We start from the raw sequence: 21,481 nt of genomic DNA on the forward strand, positions 1-21,481 counted from the left end.
GCCCCTAGAATCACTATAAAAGTCATTCTAGGGGCGCCAAATAGCCTGGCACGGTACCACCCTATTGCTGGCTTATTGGCCAGCACTTAAGACACTAAAGAAGCTATCTCTTAACACGGTAACGTGTGTCAATCCGTAAGAGGCTCATCGACAAGACTCACCGCTTATACCGCAACCAAAGACCATCTTCAACATTTGCTCAAATACCCGCTTACACCAACCCGGGCTCTCTGTTAAAATCAGCTGAACGTTTACTCATCTTTTCTCAGTAATTTATAATTTATCTGTTGACACGTATAATAAACTGTTCTAATTTCTTTGTCAACAGTGATTTTGTTTTTTAATGACAATGATTAATCAAATAAAAAAGCGCCTCAATACGCTTTTCGTCTGGATATTAACCACCTTACAATATTTTAAACAGATAATAATTTATATAACTTACAAATAATTAGTCAAGTTTTTGATTCTCCATGTTCTTTATATGCCAATTATGCTTTTAAAGATTGTTTCCAATTATCGTCAAAACCCATTATTTTCATAACGTCAGAAAACGGAACAGTAACTAATTCATTTTGGTAATCATTAAATAAATTAACTAATGATTTAAAAAGATTTTTGTAGTCCTGTTTTGTCAATGCCACACGTAACATCATAATTAAAACAAAAACATTCGTGACGTCATTGTCAGAGGTCTTCATACCAAATAAGTTAAAAATATTTTTATGACCAACTGTTTTTGTAACTACATGTTTATACATAATCTCTTCATGAGCAGCTACGTTTCGATACGAATTAATAGCCTTATTTATTTCTGAAATCATTTCTTTCGTAACTAAAAATTTCCTGTCAGACTTTAATCCATAAGAACGCCTATACTCTGAAGAAAAATCTTTTGCTATTTTATTTTGTATTTTGTCAGGCAATGACTCATACATAAAGTTAATATTCCCAAAAGTCAGATATTTAACTAATACCCATAAAGGAACATGATTATGTTTATCTACATAGTGATAGATGGCATTTCCTTTTTTGCCACCTTTTCGAGAAATAATAGCTGATAAAGTAGATATAGTTGAAAGAACCGTTTTAGTATCTTCCGTCCTATTACCACTGCGATAATTATCTAATTGTAAATATGGATGAGATTGATTAGCATGTTCCTCTGAAAACCTATACGAAATTACCGATTTTAAATTACTTTCGTATTTAAGCATATAATTCAACAAAAGATTTCGAAGGTCCCTATCAAAATTGTATAAACTTGCAATTTCGTCAAATTTTGTTCCAACTAAAAATTTTTCAGGAGTTAAAGGTTTTCCCTTTAAACGATCCTTTTCAAGAAATATTAGTTTATACCCATTGATAACACTAAAATAGTTTTCTCTTTCCAGAAAGCGCATGGCTTTGCTCGTTTGATTACCTTGATTGATTTCCATACCACGAGAACGTAGTAATTTAATTTGCTGCTGGTGAGTTTGAAAGGGTTTTGAAAGTTTAGACATATTAAAAAAACTCCTAAAAAAATAGCCGGGTGTCCGTAGACAGTCCCGACCTGATCATGATTCAATTTTAACAGTAAATCTGTCTGTTGTAAATAATGTTTAAAAATATTATCTTTTTTAAAAATAGATAGAAATAATTAGTTAACATCTTACTTAAACAGATCAAATAAACTAAAAGTCGTCTTGCTATAAACCTTGTTATACATCTTCTTTTTCGGGTTCATCCAACCCCGTCCCCGAGTTCCGTATCCCGGAATTAAAGCCTTCTTAACTGCCCGTGTTGCCCGGCCGGATGTTCGAGCCGCAATCGACTTTTTCAAACTTGGTGTGCGCATCCCATACTTCATATTCTGTACTCCTTCTCATCATTCTAGACTGAGTATAGCACTTTTATCGGAACCATTCTTTTTTAAAATCTTAAAGAGTGTCTTGGGGGCCTATTCATAACCCTTAAAAATCAGCGACTTTATCCACGCAAACAAGACAAATTGCAGTACAATGGTATCCGTATTGGAGGTGACGGATTTGTCTAAAAATTTATTTCCATCACATGAACGACTCCTCTTTGGAAGTCTTTTAACTTTCACCGCTGGATCACTGGATGCCTATTCTTATCTAATCCACGGCGAAGTCTTTGCCGGTCTGCAAACCGGAAACCTAATTTTGCTCGGTATCAACTTAGGAAAAATGCATTTTTCCACTGCGAGTCACTACCTGATTTCACTGCTTGCTTTCGGTGTTGGTACCCTCTTAATCAAGGTTTTACAACATGTATTAGAAAATAAGGGAGCCAGCAAGACAACCGAACGGCGCCTGGTTCTCTGGTATATGACGGCCATCCTGGTGTTGTCTGCAATCCTGCAGAAACACGTGCCCAACCTCGTTGGCACATCGATTCTTTCCTTTGCCGCTGCTGCCGAATTACAAGAATTCCGCAAACTCAAAGGTGCCCCATTTATGCCGCTGATGATGACCGGAAACTTCCGGACACTCTACGAAGCCCTCTATGAAAGCCTCTTCCGTGGCAACACTAAGATGGCTCAAACGGCCATCGATATCGCCACGGTCATCTTCACCTTCTTCTTGGGAGCACTCTTGATCAGTGCAACGGTTCCCGTTCTGGCCGGGTTGGCCATCCTCATTCCAGCTCTGGTAACACTCATTATGAGCCAACTGGTCACAATGAAATAAGTGAACAGCCTCTAGCCATTTTGTTAGAGGCTTTTTCTTTTGGCTTATTTGCCAAATAACGCCACCGAATCACCGCAGATCAAACTGAGTGTACACAAAAAAGGTAAGACGTTTAATAACGTCTTACCTGAAATCACTACCGAACACTCACCAGGTCCGTTAGCTACTTTTTAAAAGCATCCTTTGTCTTATCGGCAAAATCTTTGGTGGCATCTTTAGCATCGGCTGCAAATTCCTTTGCCTTGCCCTCGGCCTTTTTTGCCTCACCTTCGAACTTGTCCTTTGTTGCATCAAATTTTTCTTCGAATGACATATAATGTTCCTCCTTTAAATTTGATTGCCCTCAGTATACACCAAAGTTCATTGATGTAAAGTAAAAAGTTATACAAAAAAATAAAAAAAATCAGGCCCTGATAAATGGAGTCTAATTTTTCCTTCGTTAATGTCAGCTAAGGCTTTAATTCTAAAATTTGCTTTCGTTCAATCGTTTTACCCACTGAAACTAGCCAGACAATAGCAATAACTATCAACGGCAAGAAGGTCAACAAGATGTCGGACCAAGGGCTTACTTCTAAATTACCAGTGATAGTGCTCTGCCAATCCAAAAGAAAGTGTGCTACTGCAGCGACTAGAATTGAATTTGTCAAAACACGAAAAACCATGAAGACTAGCCCTAGTGCAAACGTATAAACCACTTGCTGATATACAGCTGAACTAGATGAATTAATAGATAAATTTGAAAGATGAAGAGCTGAAAATGCTAAGCTCGTTGAGATAGAAATAATGATTAATCTGTTGCGTTGAATTTTAAAACGATTCAAAATACGTTGTGTCAAATTTACCAAATAGCCTCTGAAAAGGTACTCTTCAAAAAAGCCAGCACCTAAAGCGACCATCGTGCAACTAATTATCATTTTAGGTGATTCTTCGAAAAGGTCAAAAACGCTTTGAAGATTGCCATTAATGGCATAAATCACAACAAAATACAACAACACACAAAGGGTTAAAAATTTTTGTGATTTCGAAAGCGGCAGCTTTTCTTGATAAATTTTCTCTTGATTGGCTACTTTACGAATCAAATAAACATCAATAATCAAAACGACGGACAGCAATACTGACAACACAATTGTTACACCAAAAGAAACTATATCCGGATACCCAGGCTCAAAAGACATGCCTACACAAAATAGAAAAATCAACAATATGCCGTGATGTTTTGTTCTTTATTTCTTCACTATCTTGCTTCACACAAAACCTCCAAATTTTATTGAATTTCTTGAATATATATTAACATGTTTAATAAATTTAATGTATATTTTGAGCATTTTTACTTTATTTTTTAATTAAAGGCACGAAAGTAATGCCAGATTACCCCGTGCGAGATAAAAACATTCATGGCTTGCTTCAAATAAAAAAATCACGACAAAAAAGGTAGAACACATAGTGTTCTACCTTTTTGAAAAGTCTTGCTCTACGAGCCTTATGCCGACTAGCGGACTCAAACCGCTGACCCCCTCATTACTAGTGAGGTGCTCTATCAACTGAGCTAAGTCGGCAAAATCAGTACCTAAATATTATATCAAAACATTTTGAATACTTCAACAATATTTTTTTGAAATATTGTGATACGGATGACAGGAATCGAACCTGCACGGATTACTCCACTGGAACCTAAATCCAGCGCGTCTGCCAATTCCGCCACATCCGCAAATCTTGACGTACCAGGCTAACTCCCGGTCTTAAACAACCGACAGACGCTTTGGCAACCATTTAATAATACTGGATTTCTTTCTCATCGTCAAGTAAAACTTTAGAAAAAATCATTATTTTTTCTAAAGCACGACAACAGAGAATAGCTAAAAATCTCCCCTATTCAAAAAGCGCCACAGACAAAGGCTGTGGCGCTGATTTATCAATTGCTATTCATTATCAAAGGTCTTCTTCGTTAATTCCGAAACAGACTGCTCCTTTCGCTGCGTCAGATGCAACTTATAGGAGTACAAAATAATCGTTCGAACAATGGCGTAAACCGGCACAACAATGATCATGCCAACGATGCCCCAAAGGTTCCCCGCCCCAAGTAAGAGCATCATCACCGTTAATGGATGAATCTTCAGACTCTTACCAATCAGGGCCGGATAAATAATTGAGCCGTTAACCTGCTGGACAATTGCCATCGTAATCACGATTCCGATGACCATCTTCCAGGAAATCGACAAGGCGACCAAAACGGCCGGCACAACTCCGATAAAGGGTCCCACGTAAGGAACGATGTTAGCGACCCCGGCAATGAAGCCAAGGAGCCAAATATATGGTAATCCGGTCATCCAATAACCAATACTCATAGCAAAGCCGACAAAGACCATCTGGATGGCCTGACCCGAAATATAGCGCTCAATGGTCTTATCGAGTTGCCCCCCAAGTTCAAAGACGTCCTGCGCCTTGCTCTTTGGGAAGAAATTTTTGACCGTTGGCAAAAAGTGGTCCGCGTCGTTCAGCATATAAAAAAGAATGATTGGAACCATCAAAGCGTTGATGGTAAAAGAAGTCGCTCCCGCAATCACAGCTTGAAGAGTACCGGCAGTAATTGAGAGGACAGAAGTCCCATACTTGGTCACAGACGTCTTAATATCAGCGTCCGAAACCGAAATATTCATGCGCTTAAACCAGGGCTCTTTGACCATTTCATTGACCAAATCTTGCACGTGCTTGATAAAAGATGGAATGGCATTAATCATATTCGTGATTTCATTTAAAATCAGTGGCACAAAAATAATCAAGGCTCCACCGACCACAATCAAGAACAAGGCAAAGGTAATCCAAACGGCTAAAAGCCGAGGCATCTGCCAGTTTTTGATTCTGATTTTTTCAATAGCCTTTAAAATTGGCTTCAAAACGTAGTAAAAGAAGCCAGCGACCAATAACGGCATGAAGACCGTATTAGCGAAGACCGCAATCGGGTGCATTAAAAAGTCGAAGCGAAAGACTAAGAAGACTAAGCAAGCTAAGGCCAGCGCCTCGATTGTCCAAAAGAAGACGGTCTTTAATTTATCGTTTGGAAACATCATCAACCTCCTTCAATTGATCCAGTAACTTATGTTGTACCTTGGGTAAGGCCAGCGCCTCTTGCTCTTTTGACGAGAGGAAGGTCATGTTAGTGGGTAAGTTTTGCTGATTTTTAACCGGCAAATCAACCAGCCAAATTTCCCAACGACGATGAGAAAAAACGTGCACAATCGGCTTTAAGGTTAATTGTTTTCCGGCCAATTCTTCGATTGACTCCACCTGCTTCAATGGCAAAGTCCAAAAATTAGCTAACAAACCTGTTTTTGGTCGTTGCTCATACAACAACCGGCCCTGATCATCATACGCCACCTGGGCTTGATAAATTTGCCGCACAGGCTTTTTCTTCTTAGTCTTTACCGGATACTGGTCCTCAACCCCATCACGAAAGGCCGCATTATACTTTTTAACGGGCGAATGCAAGGTGTCCGGATTATCCGTCTTCATATAAGTTGTGCCCAAATCCATAATTGCTTGGTTAAAATCACCGGGCCGCTCTGGATCAACGATGGGTTCAATTGCTTGATAAAAAACCTTGCGGGTTTTTGGTTGCGCAATATCATCATCAATTTTCAACAAGCGAGAAAAGACTCGAAAAAAGTTACCGTCAATGGCCGGTACTACTTGACCAAAGGCAATCGAGGCAATCGCCGCTGCCGTATAGGGTCCAACCCCAGGCAAGTCCTGGAGGTCATCATATGATTCCGGCCAGTGCCCCTGAAGGTCATTGACTACATACTTAGCCGCCTTATGCAGGTTTCTAGCCCGTGAGTAATAACCAAGCCCCTCCCAAAGTTTCAAGACCAAATCTTCATCAGCAGCGGCTAAATCAGCTACCGTTGGCAAAGCTTCCATGAAACGGTTAAAATAGGTAATGACCGTATCAACCCTAGTCTGTTGGAGCATTAACTCCGAGACTAAAATTCGATAAGGATCCGTGTTTTGTCGCCAAGGCAAAGCGGCCCGACCTTCTTGGTCGTACCAGGCAAGCAAGTCTTTGCGAAAGGCGTTGATTGTCGTTTGATTCCAATTCTCCATAACCACTATTATAGCACTTGAAAACCAATCTCTTATCAGGTATAATTGTTTTCTGTACGATACATTTATTTTATCTAATATAAGGAGTTACACCATGGCAGTTAAGACACCATTGAATTCATTCGCCCGCGGCCGCAAGGTCGGACATGACTCTTCTAAGAAGAAGCGCCAAGCTGCTGTTGCTCAATTGCAACAATGGGCTAAGGGAAAGACCACTGAAATCCCTAACACAAGCACTAAGTAAGGAAAACTAGCGTTCAGCTAGTTTTTTTTCTTTATTTTTTCATAAATCTAAAAAAACTGCTTGTCTTGCCTGGTGGCCATGCTTATACTAAATATTGAGCAATCACTTATTTGGAGACCAAACCTATGATTATTTCCGTCGAAAATAAACAACGCCGCTGGGCAGTCTTTGCCACCCTGCTTTTTATCGTTCTGGCTGTTTTGATTGGCACCAATGCGTCTTTTTTGTATGAAATGAATGAATCAGTTCGTTTCTTTATGACGGGGGTCCAGACGAGCTACGGTAATGCCATTATGTCGGCAGCAACCTTCTTAGGTTCACCACTCATGTGTCTAATCTACGCCGTCCTCTTGGCCGGCGTTTTACTCCTGGCAAACTTAAAAATTCCAGCCTTTTGGGTCATTTTTACCGCCTTTGGTCAAATTATCTTGACCCAAATCATTAAGTTCTTCATCCATGCCTCTCGCCCCGTTGGTCACCTCTTAACGGACACAGGCTACTCTTTTCCGTCTCAACACGTCGTTTCTGTTTGGTCAATCGTCTTCATCCTGTTTTTGCTGGTGACACCAAACATTAATTCGATGATTTTACGGATTTTGATTGACTGGATTTTGATTACCCTGGCGCTGATGGTTATGCTCTCACGACTCTACTTTTCTTCGCAATTCGCCTCAGATGTTATTGCTGGCTACCTGCTTGCTTACGCTTGGGTCGTCCTCTGCGCCAGCCTTTATCCGGCAGTCGCAACAGCATTGAAGAAAAACTTTTGGCTTTTCAAGGAACAAGAAATTTAATACTGATAAGACTCAGCCACTAATGACTGAGTCTTTTTTTAATTGTCATGCAAAAACATGCCTCACTAAAAAATCAGCCCCTCCTTTTTCAAACAAAAAATGCCCACCGCACGAGGCGGTGGGCATTCTGATTTATTAGAAGTTTAGTCTTCCTGATAGTCGTCATCAGACATGGCTTCAACTTGTCCCAACAAGTAACCATTACCAACTCCTGAGAAGAAGTCGTGGTTTGATGTTGAAGTTGAAATACCATTCATCACAACTGGGTTAACCTGGTCGGCATTATCTGGGAACAATGGTTCCTGTCCCAAGTTCATCAAGGCCTTATTGGCGTTGTAGCGCAAGAAGACCAAAACGTCTTCAGTCCAACCAATTTGATCGTAAATTTCGTGGGTAAACTTTTCTTCGTTGTCGTACAAGTCGTACAACAAGTCATACATCCAAGTCTTCATCTCTTCTTGTTCCGCTTCTGAAAGCTTGTTGAAGCCAATTTGGAACTTGTAACCGATGTAAGTACCGTGAACGGACTCATCACGCAAAATCAGCTTGATGATTTCGGCAACGTTGAGCATCCGGTTGTGGCCCAAGTAGTACAATGGCGTGTAGAAACCTGAGTAGAACAAGAAAGTTTCCAAGAAGACCGAAGCGACCTTCTTTTGCAATGGTGTGCCGTTTTGGTAAACATCATTGATCTTGTTGGCCTTGTACTGCAAAAATTCATCGTGGTCGGCCCATTCGAAGGTCGCATCGATTTCAGACTTGTCGTTCAACGTTTCAAAGATTGAAGAATATGACTTGGCATGAACAGATTCCATAAATTGGATATTATTCAAAACCGCTTCTTCCTTTTGGTTAACGGCATCGCGACGCAATGAAGCCATTCCGTCTTGTGATTGCAAAGTATCCAAGGTCGTCAATCCACCGAAGACCAAGTTATAAACCCGGCGTTCCGTATCATTCAAATCACCACGCCAGTTGCGCAAATCGTTTGAAATTGGGACACGGGTATCCAACCAAAATTGTTGGGTCAACTTTTCCCAGGTTGCCTTGTCCAAGGCGTCTTCAATATCGTTCCAGTTAATGGCAGTATATGAGCCGTTATTCACGTGTTCAACCATGTTATTCTCCTAATGTTTCCTTGATGCTTTGGTAAATTTTTTCTGCGTCGTAAGGAGTCCCACGTAACTCGTAGTCTCCAATCACCGGTACCTGATACTTTTTGGCGTAGCGCTTCGCGGTCAAAATATATTGATCGTTAAAGTTACGGTTTCCCGATCCAACTACGCCCTTTATTAGTGTAGCATTGTCAGCAAAATCAATATAGTCCGCGAGGGCGTTCGTAAAGATTTCGACAACCGCAGGCCCGGTTCCCGTTCCACCCGTCAGGTAGGTGGGCACAATCGCTACAAAGGGTTGGTGTTCTTCTTCATAATCGGTTTCATCACCAACTACCTTTGCGTCAATAGTGTCGCCTTTTTCTTCAGCAACCGCCTGCAGCTTATTAATAAACGACTGTGTATTGCCCTCAATGCTGGCATATAAGAGTCGGTATGTTGCCATCGAACTTTCCTTTCTAAACAGCGCAGGCTGTTTGTCAGAACTTTGAATTAGAATCATTTGATAATATTTGAACAAAGTTCATGCAACGTATTCAATTTAACAGCTGGGTTGACAGCCGTCAACCCCTAAAATATGTACGACTGAGCAGTGCTCAGTCATTTGTGAACCTGGTAAACAAGACCAGGATAACGATTGAACACGTATTCACAATCGCATTTTGTTAGAAAAATTTTCTAATTTAAATTCTTGTAAGCATATCCAATTAGAATTAAATCGTCATTAAATTGAGCAAGACTCACATTCATTGATACCAGCTTCTTGGTTATCATCCGTATATGTCCGGACATAATACAAAGACTTGATGCCCTTCTTGTAAGCATAATTGCGCAACTTGGACAAATCACGTGTGGTCATCTTTTCCGTGCGCCCCTCTTTCCAGTCATAAAGGCCTTCAGGAATCGTTGACCGCATGAAGAATGTCAAAGACATTCCCTGGTCAACGTGTGGTTGGGCGGCAGCGTAAATATCAATCACCTTTTTCATGTTCGTATCATAGGCAGAAACATAGTAAGGCAACGTCTCATTTGACAGACCAGGTGCTGGATAGTAAACCTTACCAATCATCCCTTCTTGACGTTCTTCAATCTTGTTAACGATTGGCAACAAAGAAGCCGTGGTGTTATTAACGTATGAAATGGAACCAGTTGGCGCTACAGCGTGACGGTAAGCGTTGTACAAACCGTTCTTTTGCACTTGATCACACAATTCTGCCCAATCTTCCTTCGTTGGCACAGGAAGGTTGGCAAACAACGCCTTAACCTTATCCGTTTCTGGACCCCAATCTTGACTCACGTACTTTTCAAAGTATGTGCCGTCGGCGTAAGCTGATTTGTCAAAGTCCTTGAAGGTTTCTTTTCGGTCCAAGGCAATATTCATTGAAGCCTTCAATGAATAGAAGTTCAAGGTCATAAAGAAGACCTTGGTAAAGTCCAACGATTCTTCATCGCCATACATCATCTTGTTCTGAGCAAAGAAGGCTGCCAGACCCATGGCCCCCAAACCAACGGCGTGATTTTGTTGGTTACCATTTTGCACGGATGGAACGACGTTCAAATTAGACTGCTCGGAAACAAAGGACAGAGCGCGGATCATCGCATCGACAGAACCGGCGAAATCATCCGTCTTCATCATGTTGACGATGTTGATTGAACCCAAGTTACATGAGATATCCTCACCCAACGTTGTATATTCCTGTTCATCGTCAATTGTTGAAGGTGTTTGCACCTGCAAAATTTCAGAACAAAGGTTGGATGAAATCACCTTTCCAGCAACTGGATTGGCACGGTTAACCGTATCGATGTTAACGATGTAAGGGTAACCAGATTCTTGCTGAAGCTTTGAAATTTCTTCTTCAACCGTTCGAGCAGGAATCATCTTCTTCGTAATCTTGTCGTTCTTCAACATGTTGTCGTATTCAGCTGTGATATCAACATAGTTGAATGGCATGCCGTATTCGCGTTCGACATCAACTGGTGAGAACAAGGCCATTTCTTGACCCTTTTCAATCAAGTCGTAGTACTTGTCAGGGACAATCAAGCCCAATGACAAAGTCTTCACGCGGACTTTTTCGTCGGCGTTTTCCTTCTTGGTTGCCAAGAAGGTCATCAAATCAGGATGGAAGATGTTCAGATAAACAACACCGGCCCCCTGACGAGCCCCCACCTGTGAAGAAAAAGTAAAGGAATCTTCCAATAACTTCATTACTGGCACAATACCACCAGCAGAATTGGCAATCCCCATTACCGGTGCACCGGCTTCACGAAGATTGGAGAGGTTGATACCAACACCACCGCCCATCTTTGACAACTGCAAAGCTGAGTTGATTGTTCGGCCGATAGAGTTCATGTCATCGCTTGTTTGCAAAACGAAACAAGAAACCAGTTCGCCACGACGAGCACGACCAGCATTCAAAAATGATGGCGTTGCTGGTTGGTAGCGTTGGTGAATCATTTCGTTGGCCAGGGCCATCGCCAAGTCCTCATCGCCATTCGCATAGAACAAAGCATTCAGGGCAACACGGTCTAAGTAAGATTCAACGTAGTAAGCCTTGTCGTTCGTCTTTTGCGCATATTGGTTGTAGAACTTAAAAGCCGCCATAAAGGAACTAAAGTGGAAATCTTGCTCCTCTAAGAAGTCATACATCTTATTAATGAAGGCCATGTCATATTTTTTGACCAGGTCCTTATCCAAAAAGTCGTTTTCAATCAACCAATCGTAATGAGCTTCAACAGAGTCAAACCGCTTTAAGTTTGGTTCAACGTTTTCCTTCATAAAAGCTGCCAAAGCTTCCTGATCCTTGTTCAACTGAATCTGGTTGTCCTTTGGAATATTGATTTCGTTATTTAAATCAAAATAGGTAACCTGTGTGAGGTCAAGATCCAATAATGACATATAATTCTCCTCGTTTTTTATAATTTGTTCGTCTTCCCCTTAAGAAGAAAAATTCCGCATAGACCAATCAGGACTAAGCGGAAAAAATCGTGACACTAAAAAAACTTAGGCCGTCAAAGACTTCAAGGCGTCAGGTTGAAAACCAGAGAAGGCTTCCTGACCAGCAATTTGAACAACAGGTGTCTGCTTAAAACCAGCATCCTTCAATTGAGCAAGGTACTCTGGTTGTTCTTCGATATTAATTTCTTCGTAGCCAACCCCCATGTTGTCGAGGTAGCGTTTTGTCATCTTGCACTGTACACAATTATTTTTGGTAAAGACCGTTACTTGAGCCATACTTTTGGTCCCACTTTCTTTTATATTTTTCAAGCAATTCCCTGTCGCACCCGCATTTACAAGCACTAACAAGCAATTGAGCTAATTACTAGTTTAGCCGATTTTTCTTAGAGTTCAAGGCCTAAAACTGTCCGCACAAACATTTGTTCGCCTAAAGGCCTTTCTAATAGGCTTTTGATTTTGCATATTTTTTAATTCACAATATTCACTGTATTTTTAAAAACGCAATCTAATCCCTTTTGTTGAAACACGTACGCTTACTTTGTTCCCATATTAACGCCTTTTTTGTCAAACAAAAAGAATTTTGCTTGTGAAATCAGTTTGAGCACAAACACTAGACCAATTCTAACACTAGTAAAGATTATCTTTTTTGTTTCATAAAGTTTGCTATAATAGAGGAAATATCTAAATTATATTAAGTGAGGTAATAACTGTGGATTCTGGTCCCTCGTTCTTGTTGAATGCGTTCGTCATCATCTTTATTTTGTTGTTGGCGGTTTTGTTTACACTAACGGAATATTCTCTTGTTAAGGTGCGCTTGTCGGCCTTGGAGGCTCTTCAAGCTGATCGCGAAAAGCCATCAAAAAACATCGCGCACGCCATTCATATGGTGTCGCACCTAACGGAGTTCTTATCGACTGCTCAAGTCGGAATTACATTAACATCATTGATTTTAGGTTGGATTGGTGAGGAAACCGTTGCTGATTTGATTTTAGCAACCAATATCCTACCAGCTGACTATGCCAAGCCTGTCGCTTCTGTTGCGGCCATCGTTATCTTTACGATTATTCATGCCGTCTTCACCGACTTAGTGCCAAAAAACATCGCGATTCAAGAACCAATCAAGGTCTTGTTGTTAATTGTGCGTCCAGTCCGCTTCTTTCATATTGCCCTTTTCCCATTCATTTGGATCCTCGATCACTTATCAAACTGGTTAACCCGTTTGATTGGTTTCCAGGTTACTAATGACGATGATATCTATTCGCAGACGGAAATCCTTTCCTTGTCGAAGAGTGCTGCTGAAGCCGGTGAATTGGATACTGAAGATTTAACCTTTATGCAGCGTGCCTTTGAAATGAATGATAAGGTCGCCGCTGACGTCATGATTGATCGAACATCAATGGATGTGATCGATGTCCATGATACGATTGCTAAGGGGCTTGATGAGTACTTGCAAAAGCGTCACTCTCGTTTCCCGGTTGTCGCTGACAACGATAAGGATAAGGTTTTGGGTTATGTCTTTAACTACGACCTTGTTCGCCAAAATCGAATCTCTGGTAAAAATCCGGTTGCTCAGATTATGCGTGATATTCCAGCCGTTCCTGAAAACATGGACCTGCACGATGTCATGGATGAAATGACCATCAAACGTTCTCCGATTGCGGTGGTTGTTGATGAATACGGTGGTACTGCCGGAATCATTACTGATAAAGATATTTACGAAGAACTTTTCGGTTCTGTTCGAGATGAAATCAACGATGAATCCGATGAATATATCGAAAAGCTTGGTAATCAACGCTACAAGGTTTCTGGTAAGACAACCTTGTACGATTTCCAACGCTACTTCCAGATTCATGTGAAGGAATTAGACGAAGATGAAGCTGTTACCTTGACCGGTTACGTTTTGAAGCGCGATCCTGATTTCCGAACTGGTGACTCTTTGCGGATTGCCAACTATCAAATCACGGCGCTTGATTACGAAAACGCCTTCATCCCTGAATTTGCTGTCAAAGAGCTTGAGAGCAAACCAGAACCTGAAAAGACAGATTCTGACGATAACGATAGCCAAGGCACTTCTGAAAGTAAGCCATCCATGTCTGAAAAAGACCGTGAACGCTTAAAGTTTCAGCTCAAGGGTAAGGATACCGACCCCGAATAATGTTTAAAAAGTCGACGAATTTTCGCCGGCTTTTTTCATTAAAAAATCAGTCCGAAAGACCGGCAAAGCATTTGGCTCACCTGCCTTTCGTGGTACACTAGAAACAAGAAATCTTCTAACAAAAGAAGAAGAAAAACAGATTTGAAGGAGTCTTATTTCATGGCAGGAATTGATGTTTACATGGTCCGCCACGGCCAAACTTACTTTAACCTTTTACGCCGTTTCCAAGGATTTTCCGATGCACCGCTAACCGATGCCGGCATCCAAGATGGGCATAAAGCCGGTCAACGCCTCGCCAAGATTCACTTTGATGGTGCTTACTCTTCTGATTTAACACGGGCCATCCACACTGCTCGCTATGCCTTGAGTGAAAATCAGGCACAGTCACCAGTTGAGCCAACAACTCTGCCCAACTTTCGTGAAGAAAATTTCGGTTCTTTTGAAGGCCGCGACTCCCAGGTCACATTAACAGACCTGAATGCTCGGGTACCAAAGGCCTACAATGCTTATGCCGACATGGTTGAAGACCTCGGTATGCCGGTTGTGATGGATATTTTCCATGATGCAGACCCTTATCACCTAGCCGAGTCCTACCAAGAATTCGTCAACCGCATTGAAGCTGGCTTTAAAGACCTTAAAAGTCGCCACCAAGACGGCGACAAGGTCCTGCTTGTCTCTCATGGCACAACCATTCGGGCAATCGCCGATTACTTCGGCCATCCTGAAATGGCTGCCCATTCGGTGCATAACGGCGCTGTCATGCACCTGCGCCTCAAAGACGACGGTGCCGATATCTTGGCCTTCAACGACATCACTACCGTTTTTGACTAAGAAAACATTTTTTATTCAATTGTTCCCAAACCGCTACTGAAACCAGGGCGGTTTTATTTCACAGAAAGGCCTGTGTATGCCAACAACCTTTAAAGAAACCTCACAAAAGCCCAGCCGCCCCGTCCTTCTGGCCGGCTTGCGCACAGATCAAAAGCAAAACCTGGAATATGAGTTAACAGAGTTGCAAAACTTGGCCTTAGCCAACAACTTACAACCAGTTGAAACCTTCCTTCAATCCTTGGAGCGTCCCAACCCCGCCACCTACTTCGGTAAGGGCAAGGTTGATGAGCTTAAGATTGCCGTTGATACCTACGACGCTGATTTAATCGTAACTAACGATGAGTTATCCCCATCGCAAATCAGAAATTTGGAAGCCGAAACGGGTGCCACTGTCGTTGATCGGACCGGCTTAATCCTCGATATCTTTGCCGAACGAGCTCAGACCAAGGTTGCCAAGCTCCAAGTTCAACTCGCCCGTCTGCAATACCAATTACCTCGCTTGCGAACGTCAATGTCCGTTTCATTAGACCAGCAAACTGGTGCTGGCGGTGCCGGCTTCACGAGCCGTGGTTCCGGTGAAACAAAGCTCGAGCAATCTCGCCGGCGCCTGACCAATGAAATGGTCGCTATTAAAAAAGAATTGGCCGAACTGCAAAAAGATGCCTCAACGCAAGCCAAGCAACGGCAAGAATCCGAACTACCAACCGTTGCCCTGGTTGGTTATACCAACGCCGGTAAATCGACGCTGATGAACCAACTCTTAGCTCGTTTCGGCCAAGGAGCCGGTAGCGACCAAAGCAAGCAAGTTTTCGAAAAGGACATGCTCTTTGCAACCTTGAACACCACCATCCGCCAGTTGACGCTACCCGATAAGACGCAATTCCTCCTTTCGGATACGGTTGGTTTTGTTTCTAAGTTGCCTCACCACTTGGTCGCTGCCTTCGAGTCAACCCTGCAAGAAGCCGCCAAGGCTGATTTACTCTTACAAGTGGTTGATATTTCCGACGCCCATTATCAAGAGATGATGACGACAACGAAGGAAACACTGGCCCGCCTGGGTATCACGGATAAACCGATGATTACCATCTATAACAAGGCGGATGTAGCGGAAATGGCTTACCCGCTAGTGGATGGTGATCAATCGATTACCATTTCTGCCCGAGATCGAACTTCTCAGGATGAAGTTTTGACGTTGATTAAAAAGACGCTCTTTGCCGACATGGCCGAAGTGAGTCTGCACGTCCCATTTGCAGACTCCAAGATTGTGGCTGAAATCTTAGACAAGCATGCCCTCTTGGGTCAAGACTTCAATGAATCTGGGACAACCATTCGCGTTTCCTTGAAGCCAAAAGAAATCGAACAGTACAAACAATACCTCGCCTAAAAAACGGCCTGACAGTGACGTCAGGCCGTTTTTAGCTGCTTGTTGGTAAGCTGGGATATTTGACCAACTTCTACCCTCGTAAACATTAAACAATGCTTTTTTCTTTACCTACCCGAGAAGACAAAAAAAGACTAACAAGAAATTTCTTGTTAGTCTTTTTAACCATGATTGCCCCTGCTGGGATCGAACCAGCGCATGGAGGTACCAAAAACCTCTGCCTTACCACTTGGCCAAGGGGCAGTCATAAAGCAGTGGCTGTCACAAGGGCAGCGATGGGAGCGGTAGGATTCGAACCTACGAACCCGAAGGAACGGAGTTACAGTCCGTCGCGTTTAGCCAGACTTCGCTACACTCCCGTATATCTTTACGACTATGATAGTATATCAAGATACGCCAGGCATTGCAAGCTTTTTATGACTTTATTTCTGCGTTAATCAATTCCGCTCACCGCTGATTTTTCTTAAAATAACCAGAAGTTTTTTCGGCTGCTGACCACCCTAACTGCAAGAAAAGTGGCGTTGCCACAATATAAAACATAATTTTAAAGAACAATTGATCAAGCCACAAGCTACCCACAAAGGCGATAAGACTAGCGAGCGCTAGTAACCACATTATCTTCCGATTTTTCATGCTAAACTCTCCCCGTCTCAAACAAAATTTCTTTATTCTAAACTAACAAAGAAGGGCAATTCTGACAAGTCTTCACTCAGTTATCCAAACAAAAAAAGCCGCCCCCAATGGGGCCGGCTTCTTCAAGCTATCTTCTTATTTATTACGATAAACATCAGAGCGTTTATCAGTTTTCAGAACAACAACTACAAATTCATCATCAACAATATCAGCAATAATTCGATACTTCCCAACTCGGTAACGCCACAATGTTTTGAACTCACCCTCTAAAGCTTTACCAAAAAGTCTAGGATTATTCGTACCACTGATATTTAGCTCCAGCCAGTTATAAAGGCGACGCTGTACCGGTTTATCTAGTTTTTCAAATTGCTTTTCAGCCTTCCTATCAAACTTCCACCGATATCTCATAGTCCAAATTTCGCTTTAATTTCACTCGGTGAGACGTATTCACGATTCTCTGAGTTAATCACTTTCATCGCATCGGCATAGTCTTCATCATCTTGACGTGCTTCATCAATCAAAGAAGCAATGAACGCAGTGACAGTCATTCCTTTAAATTCGGCATATTCTTTCGCCCATGCCATCGTATCATCTTTTAATCTTACAGTAGTCACACTCATCGCTGGTCCTCCTTTACTACATTTGTAGTATACCACCTTACTACAAATGTAGTAAGTCCTTTGAAGAATAATCTTAACAAAAAAACCGACCCCAAAGGGCCGGCTTTTTCAAGTTATATTAATTTTTAAGCAGAAAAATCAGAAGCTGTTACTTGTGCTTGTTTCCTGGGAAAACCCAATTCCACTTACCAAAGATTTTCATCATGGCCGGAACAAAGAGCAAGCGGACAATAAAGGCATCGAAGAAGATACCAAATGACAGTGCCAAACCAACTGATTTAATCGTTGGGTCAGGATCCAAAGCAAATGATCCGAAGACCGCAATCATGATCAAAGCGGCCGTCACAACGATTGGACCAGATGATTGCATGGCAACCGTGACAGCACGGTTGTTATCACCAGTCTTAGCGTATTCTTCGCGGGCACGTGAAACCATAAAGACTTCATAATCCATTGCCAGTCCGAAGATTAAGGCTGTGGCGATGATTGGCAAGAAGGAGATAATTGGTGCGCCCTTAGCAACACCGAAGAGTCCCTTCATAAAGCCTTCTTGGATAACCAATGTGGTAAAGCCAAAGGATGCTAACAATGACAAACCGAAGCCAACCATGGCAACAGCCGGAATAACGAATGAACGGAAGACAACCATCAACAAGATGAATGCCAAGACGATAATCGTGACTGCAAAGAGTGGCGTAGCATCGTTCAACTTCTTCGTGATATCCAAGTTAACGGCATTGACACCGGTCATCGTAATCTTAGCATCGTACTTTGACTTCGTTGTATCAGAGTAATCCTTAATCTTGTTAACCAAATCAGTTGTTTGCTTAGCGGCTGATCCCTTCGTTGGAATCACGACCATCATTGCGTACTTACCATCCGCACTGATTTGGTATGGCTTTGAAGCTTGAGCAATAATTGCTTGCTTAATTTGAGCAGCTGCTTGATCCTTTTGAGCTTGCGTAGGTGTCTGACCTGTTGCTTGCGCTTGGGCCATCATCTTTTGCTGTGCTTCTTGGGTCAATTGCGTTTGCAACGTTGCAGCCTTTTGCTGGTCAACGGTCAGTGGGCTCATCATCTTAACGCCCTTCATGTCAGCAATATGACCAGCAATCTTTGCCAAATTAGCTTCGTTTTCGGCTTGGCCCTTATCAGTGTCCATCTTAACGACGGCAATCAAAGGTGAGTTGACCCCTTCACCGAACTTGTCAGAAATCATATCATAGGCCTGACGCTCTGTTCGGTTATCAGGCAATGAACCGTTATATGGCATTCCCAAACGCATGTTTTGCGCTGGCAAGGCAATTCCAACCAAGACCAAGATAGCCACAATTGAAACTGTCCATGGGTGGCCAGTAATCAACTTGGTAATCTTTGATGGGTTCTTAGCCATATGTTCAACTGTCTTGTTGTTTGGCTTAATGAACTTGGCACAGGCCGCTATCAAAGCTGGCAAGAATGTCAACGCTGAAACGACTGCCACGGCAACCGCAACGGCTGTTGCCAATCCCATCGTCGTCACGAATTCGATACCCGCAAAGGCCAAACCACAAACGGCAATAATCACCGTCACACCGGCGAAGATGACTGAACTACCAGCCTCTGAAAGCGCTAAACCAAGCGCCGTTTTCTTGTCTCCGTTCGTATCGGCCAAATCAGTCCGGTAACGGTTCAAGATAAAGAGTGTGTAGTCAATTCCAACGGCCAATGACAACATCACAGCCAACGTTTGACTAACACTAGCCAATGTAATGAAGTTGGTTCCGATAGTAATCAACAATACCCCGGAAACCAAGCCAACAAGAGCTGAAATGATTGGCATTCCGGCTGTCACGAAGGAACGGAACAGTACCAACAAAAGCACGAAGGCGATGGCAATTCCAATTAATTCAGACTTACCACCAACTTCGATTGGTGTGACCTTCACTGATCCGGTAAAGGCAACCTTAGTATCGGAGCTCTTCACCTTATCGTTAAACGTGTCCTTAACGCCATCAATTGCATCTTGGGAGACATTTGTTGAATCATCCTTGAAGGTGATGTCAACATAAGTCGTCGTCTTATCAGAGCTCATCACACCCGTTGTATAGGGGTTTGAAATCGACTTAATGTCGGAAGAATACTTCTTTTGCAACTTATCGATAGCGGAGGCCACTTCGGCCTTCGTCTGGTCGTCAGCGACACCATCCTTCTTATTTTGAATAACGGCCTTCATCGTTCCGCTATTCGGGTTCATCTTAAACTCTTTTTCAAGAGTACTTTGAATGTTGGTTGATGGAATACCAGTAATTGTCAAATTAGTCGTGTAATGAGAACCAAGTCCCACTGCCCCACCAATTAAGACAGCAACGGCAACCAACCAAACAAGAAAGGTTTTGATTTTATTTTCATAAATCCATTCCCCAAGACGCTTGAGCATGATTGCTCCTCCTTTTATTTAATCGTTGTGTACATTTTAATGGTGATATGTATATTATGAAAGGGATAAAATTGTTATACTGTTCCTTAGAGAGACAAATCTAAGAAAGTGTCCCCTTTTTAAAACAATGGCTAGTAAAAATTACGAATTAATGCATCACCACATTATGGAAACAACGGCCGGACTATTAACAACCGTTCCTTTTTCCAAATTAACGGTCAAGCAAATCTGCGAAGCCGCCAATATTAATCGCAATACTTTTTACCGGCATTTTGTTGATAAATTTGCGCTATTAGAATTCATGCTAACAGAGGCCATCACCCGACTCTTTGCCCAAGTAGACTTAGCTGATTTTCGTGTGCATCCCTTTCAAATTATTGCCGCTATGGAATTTTCGACACCAATGTCAGCACTCGATTTTCAACTCGATGATTCCCTGTTTCAGGATATTTTTGATAGCCTGATTTTTAAAGTATTGCGCCAACTAACCGATGATCAGGAATTTATATGGAGCCTCGGAAACATGTATATTATCCGCCTTTGGAACCATAACTTAGAAAAACCCTATACACTCCACGAAGGCTATCCCATTTTTGATCGAATGTTTAATGAGAGAAAGTTTCCAGATTCCGATGTTGAGAGTCGTTAATGTCGCAAGTAAGATTCCTTTACTACTCGTTTTAAGGCGAGATATTTATCATCATTAATCAAAATATTCATTCAAAACAAAAAGTCCCAAGAATTTTTATGAGACAGCTACACATTAGCTGAAAAAATTCTTTGGGCTTTTGAATTTTAGTAATAGGTAACAGGGAAGAAAAAAACGAATTATTTCGCTGATTTTCGATACCTATGGTGCAGGTACGCTACTGCACTATTGGAAATAAGACGCACCACATTATTTGATAGGAATTAAGTAACGCTCTTTCATAACATTACTAATTTCGTACTTAGCATTCAAAGCACCATGACAATTCAGGATTACGTTCCGCGATGCCGGGTTTTCACTGTCACACGTAAGGACCGCTTCATTAATACCACTCTTTTTAAGTTCTTGCAGGGCATGTTCAAGTAACTTAGTGCCATACCCTAACCCCCGAAAATCCGGATGAACACCGTACCCAACATTTCCTCCCTCAATCATTAAATTTTTGGTCAATAAATATCGAATTTGTACGCAACCAACAATCACATCGTGATCAAATAAGAATAACGTTTTAGCGGGGACAAATTTTCCATTTTTATTGGTTTTATCATCTTCAAGCTTCTGCAGATAATCAGGAAAAGGCATATCACTTGATGACGACCCAGGAACCATCCTTGTTTTCCAAGAATTTTTATAGTGACGATACAACAATTCATCACTTAAAGTTAACTCAGCAAAGTGCATAACATCACCTTCTATCGTGTTTCAAAATTAAATTCATTTTTCATCATTTTTAAAGAAAAGTCAATGACCCTAAGATAATAAGTCAGCAGGTATCAGCCGATTGTCCTCCAACTATGGACTAGCAGCTGTTTTTACGTTTATTAGAC

The 21,481-nt window shown here is 41.9% G+C and carries 22 protein-coding genes and 4 tRNA genes; 7 read left to right on the top strand and 19 right to left on the bottom strand.

The window, feature by feature from the left end; all coding sequences use genetic code 11:
* Positions 1 to 491: 491 nt before the first annotated feature.
* Positions 492 to 1,505 (bottom strand): Abi family protein, encoded by a 1,014-nt coding sequence (locus AABI08_RS05060; RefSeq protein WP_338343978.1) that lies wholly within the window; start codon positions 1,503 to 1,505, stop codon positions 492 to 494.
* A gap of 149 nt (positions 1,506 to 1,654) precedes the next feature.
* Positions 1,655 to 1,852, bottom strand: coding sequence for a hypothetical protein (locus AABI08_RS05065; RefSeq protein WP_168779057.1), 198 nt, complete (start codon positions 1,850 to 1,852; stop codon positions 1,655 to 1,657).
* A gap of 178 nt (positions 1,853 to 2,030) precedes the next feature.
* On the opposite strand from AABI08_RS05065, the gene AABI08_RS05070 reads away from it, so the two are divergent.
* Positions 2,031 to 2,696, top strand: coding sequence for a YoaK family protein (locus tag AABI08_RS05070; RefSeq protein ID WP_338343977.1), 666 nt, complete (start codon positions 2,031 to 2,033; stop codon positions 2,694 to 2,696).
* Positions 2,697 to 2,859: 163 nt separating this feature from the next.
* Here the strand turns inward: AABI08_RS05070 and AABI08_RS05075 are convergent, their stop codons facing one another.
* The 6 genes from AABI08_RS05075 to mutY form a co-directional block, all read right to left on the bottom strand.
* Positions 2,860 to 3,009, bottom strand: a complete 150-nt coding sequence (locus AABI08_RS05075; protein ID WP_338343976.1) for a hypothetical protein — start codon at positions 3,007 to 3,009, stop codon at positions 2,860 to 2,862.
* A gap of 136 nt (positions 3,010 to 3,145) precedes the next feature.
* Positions 3,146 to 3,871 (bottom strand): CPBP family intramembrane glutamic endopeptidase, encoded by a 726-nt coding sequence (locus tag AABI08_RS05080; protein ID WP_338343975.1) that lies wholly within the window; start codon positions 3,869 to 3,871, stop codon positions 3,146 to 3,148.
* 308 nt (positions 3,872 to 4,179) lie between these two features.
* Positions 4,180 to 4,252 (bottom strand) — tRNA-Thr (locus AABI08_RS05085).
* Between the two features lie 70 nt (positions 4,253 to 4,322).
* A tRNA-Leu gene (locus tag AABI08_RS05090) sits at positions 4,323 to 4,404 on the bottom strand.
* Positions 4,405 to 4,615: 211 nt separating this feature from the next.
* On the bottom strand, positions 4,616 to 5,761 hold the full coding sequence (locus AABI08_RS05095) for an AI-2E family transporter (RefSeq protein ID WP_338344047.1): 1,146 nt from the start codon (positions 5,759 to 5,761) through the stop codon (positions 4,616 to 4,618).
* A complete protein-coding gene (gene mutY, locus AABI08_RS05100; RefSeq protein WP_338343974.1) occupies positions 5,745 to 6,797 on the bottom strand; it encodes an A/G-specific adenine glycosylase in 1,053 nt (350 codons plus the stop codon). The genes AABI08_RS05095 and mutY overlap by 17 nt, the downstream gene beginning before the upstream one ends.
* 94 nt (positions 6,798 to 6,891) lie before the next feature.
* Here mutY and AABI08_RS05105 point away from each other — a divergent pair, with 94 nt between their 5' ends.
* Together AABI08_RS05105 and AABI08_RS05110 are read left to right on the top strand one after the other, a co-directional pair.
* Positions 6,892 to 7,041: a hypothetical protein gene (locus tag AABI08_RS05105; protein ID WP_168779053.1), complete on the top strand. Its 150-nt coding sequence runs from the start codon at positions 6,892 to 6,894 to the stop codon at positions 7,039 to 7,041.
* Between the two features lie 125 nt (positions 7,042 to 7,166).
* Entirely contained in the window at positions 7,167 to 7,835 is a 669-nt protein-coding gene (locus AABI08_RS05110) for a phosphatase PAP2 family protein (protein ID WP_338343973.1), read from the top strand.
* A 143-nt stretch (positions 7,836 to 7,978) separates the two neighbouring features.
* Here AABI08_RS05110 and nrdF read toward each other — a convergent pair whose 3' ends face one another.
* The 4 genes from nrdF to nrdH all read right to left on the bottom strand — a co-directional run bounded on the left by nrdF (position 7,979) and on the right by nrdH (position 12,182).
* A complete protein-coding gene (gene nrdF, locus AABI08_RS05115) occupies positions 7,979 to 8,953 on the bottom strand; it encodes a class 1b ribonucleoside-diphosphate reductase subunit beta (protein WP_338343972.1) in 975 nt (324 codons plus the stop codon).
* Position 8,954: 1 nt separating this feature from the next.
* Entirely contained in the window at positions 8,955 to 9,395 is a 441-nt protein-coding gene (nrdI, locus tag AABI08_RS05120; protein ID WP_338343971.1) for a class Ib ribonucleoside-diphosphate reductase assembly flavoprotein NrdI, read from the bottom strand.
* Between the two features lie 279 nt (positions 9,396 to 9,674).
* Complete coding sequence (gene nrdE / locus AABI08_RS05125; protein WP_338343970.1) at positions 9,675 to 11,846, bottom strand: class 1b ribonucleoside-diphosphate reductase subunit alpha; 2,172 nt, start codon at positions 11,844 to 11,846, stop codon at positions 9,675 to 9,677.
* 105 nt (positions 11,847 to 11,951) lie between these two features.
* Positions 11,952 to 12,182, bottom strand: a complete 231-nt coding sequence (nrdH, locus tag AABI08_RS05130; protein ID WP_047975094.1) for a glutaredoxin-like protein NrdH — start codon at positions 12,180 to 12,182, stop codon at positions 11,952 to 11,954.
* A gap of 433 nt (positions 12,183 to 12,615) precedes the next feature.
* On the opposite strand from nrdH, the gene AABI08_RS05135 reads away from it, so the two are divergent.
* The 3 genes from AABI08_RS05135 (at position 12,616) to hflX (ending at position 16,276) form a co-directional block, all read left to right on the top strand.
* Positions 12,616 to 14,061 carry a hemolysin family protein gene (locus AABI08_RS05135; protein ID WP_338343969.1) on the top strand — a complete coding sequence of 482 codons (1,446 nt, stop codon included), beginning with the start codon at positions 12,616 to 12,618 and terminating at the stop codon, positions 14,059 to 14,061.
* 159 nt (positions 14,062 to 14,220) lie between these two features.
* Positions 14,221 to 14,892 (top strand): histidine phosphatase family protein, encoded by a 672-nt coding sequence (locus AABI08_RS05140; protein WP_338343968.1) that lies wholly within the window; start codon positions 14,221 to 14,223, stop codon positions 14,890 to 14,892.
* Positions 14,893 to 14,968: 76 nt separating this feature from the next.
* On the top strand, positions 14,969 to 16,276 hold the full coding sequence (hflX, locus tag AABI08_RS05145; protein ID WP_338343967.1) for a GTPase HflX: 1,308 nt from the start codon (positions 14,969 to 14,971) through the stop codon (positions 16,274 to 16,276).
* 168 nt (positions 16,277 to 16,444) lie between these two features.
* Here hflX and AABI08_RS05150 read toward each other — a convergent pair.
* The 6 genes from AABI08_RS05150 to AABI08_RS05175 form a co-directional block, all read right to left on the bottom strand.
* Positions 16,445 to 16,516: transfer RNA gene (locus AABI08_RS05150), tRNA-Gln, on the bottom strand.
* A 33-nt stretch (positions 16,517 to 16,549) separates the two neighbouring features.
* Positions 16,550 to 16,632, bottom strand: a tRNA-Tyr gene (locus AABI08_RS05155).
* Positions 16,633 to 16,720: 88 nt separating this feature from the next.
* Positions 16,721 to 16,906: a hypothetical protein gene (locus AABI08_RS05160; RefSeq protein ID WP_059394004.1), complete on the bottom strand. Its 186-nt coding sequence runs from the start codon at positions 16,904 to 16,906 to the stop codon at positions 16,721 to 16,723.
* Positions 16,907 to 17,041: 135 nt separating this feature from the next.
* Complete coding sequence (locus tag AABI08_RS05165) at positions 17,042 to 17,314, bottom strand: type II toxin-antitoxin system RelE family toxin (protein WP_168779044.1); 273 nt, start codon at positions 17,312 to 17,314, stop codon at positions 17,042 to 17,044.
* Positions 17,311 to 17,526: a DUF6290 family protein gene (locus AABI08_RS05170; protein WP_059394006.1), complete on the bottom strand. Its 216-nt coding sequence runs from the start codon at positions 17,524 to 17,526 to the stop codon at positions 17,311 to 17,313. Before AABI08_RS05170 ends, AABI08_RS05165 begins: the two co-directional genes overlap by 4 nt.
* A gap of 148 nt (positions 17,527 to 17,674) precedes the next feature.
* Complete coding sequence (locus tag AABI08_RS05175) at positions 17,675 to 19,945, bottom strand: MMPL family transporter (RefSeq protein WP_338343966.1); 2,271 nt, start codon at positions 19,943 to 19,945, stop codon at positions 17,675 to 17,677.
* Positions 19,946 to 20,072: 127 nt separating this feature from the next.
* Here AABI08_RS05175 and AABI08_RS05180 point away from each other — a divergent pair, with 127 nt between their 5' ends.
* Positions 20,073 to 20,594: a TetR/AcrR family transcriptional regulator gene (locus tag AABI08_RS05180; RefSeq protein ID WP_338344387.1), complete on the top strand. Its 522-nt coding sequence runs from the start codon at positions 20,073 to 20,075 to the stop codon at positions 20,592 to 20,594.
* 249 nt (positions 20,595 to 20,843) lie between these two features.
* Here AABI08_RS05180 and AABI08_RS05185 read toward each other — a convergent pair whose 3' ends face one another.
* A complete protein-coding gene (locus AABI08_RS05185) occupies positions 20,844 to 21,335 on the bottom strand; it encodes a GNAT family N-acetyltransferase (RefSeq protein WP_338343964.1) in 492 nt (163 codons plus the stop codon).
* Positions 21,336 to 21,481: the final 146 nt, after the last annotated feature.

Source organism: Fructobacillus evanidus, from assembly GCF_963580165.1.
GTDB classification, from domain to species: Bacteria; Bacillota; Bacilli; order Lactobacillales; family Lactobacillaceae; genus Fructobacillus; species Fructobacillus evanidus.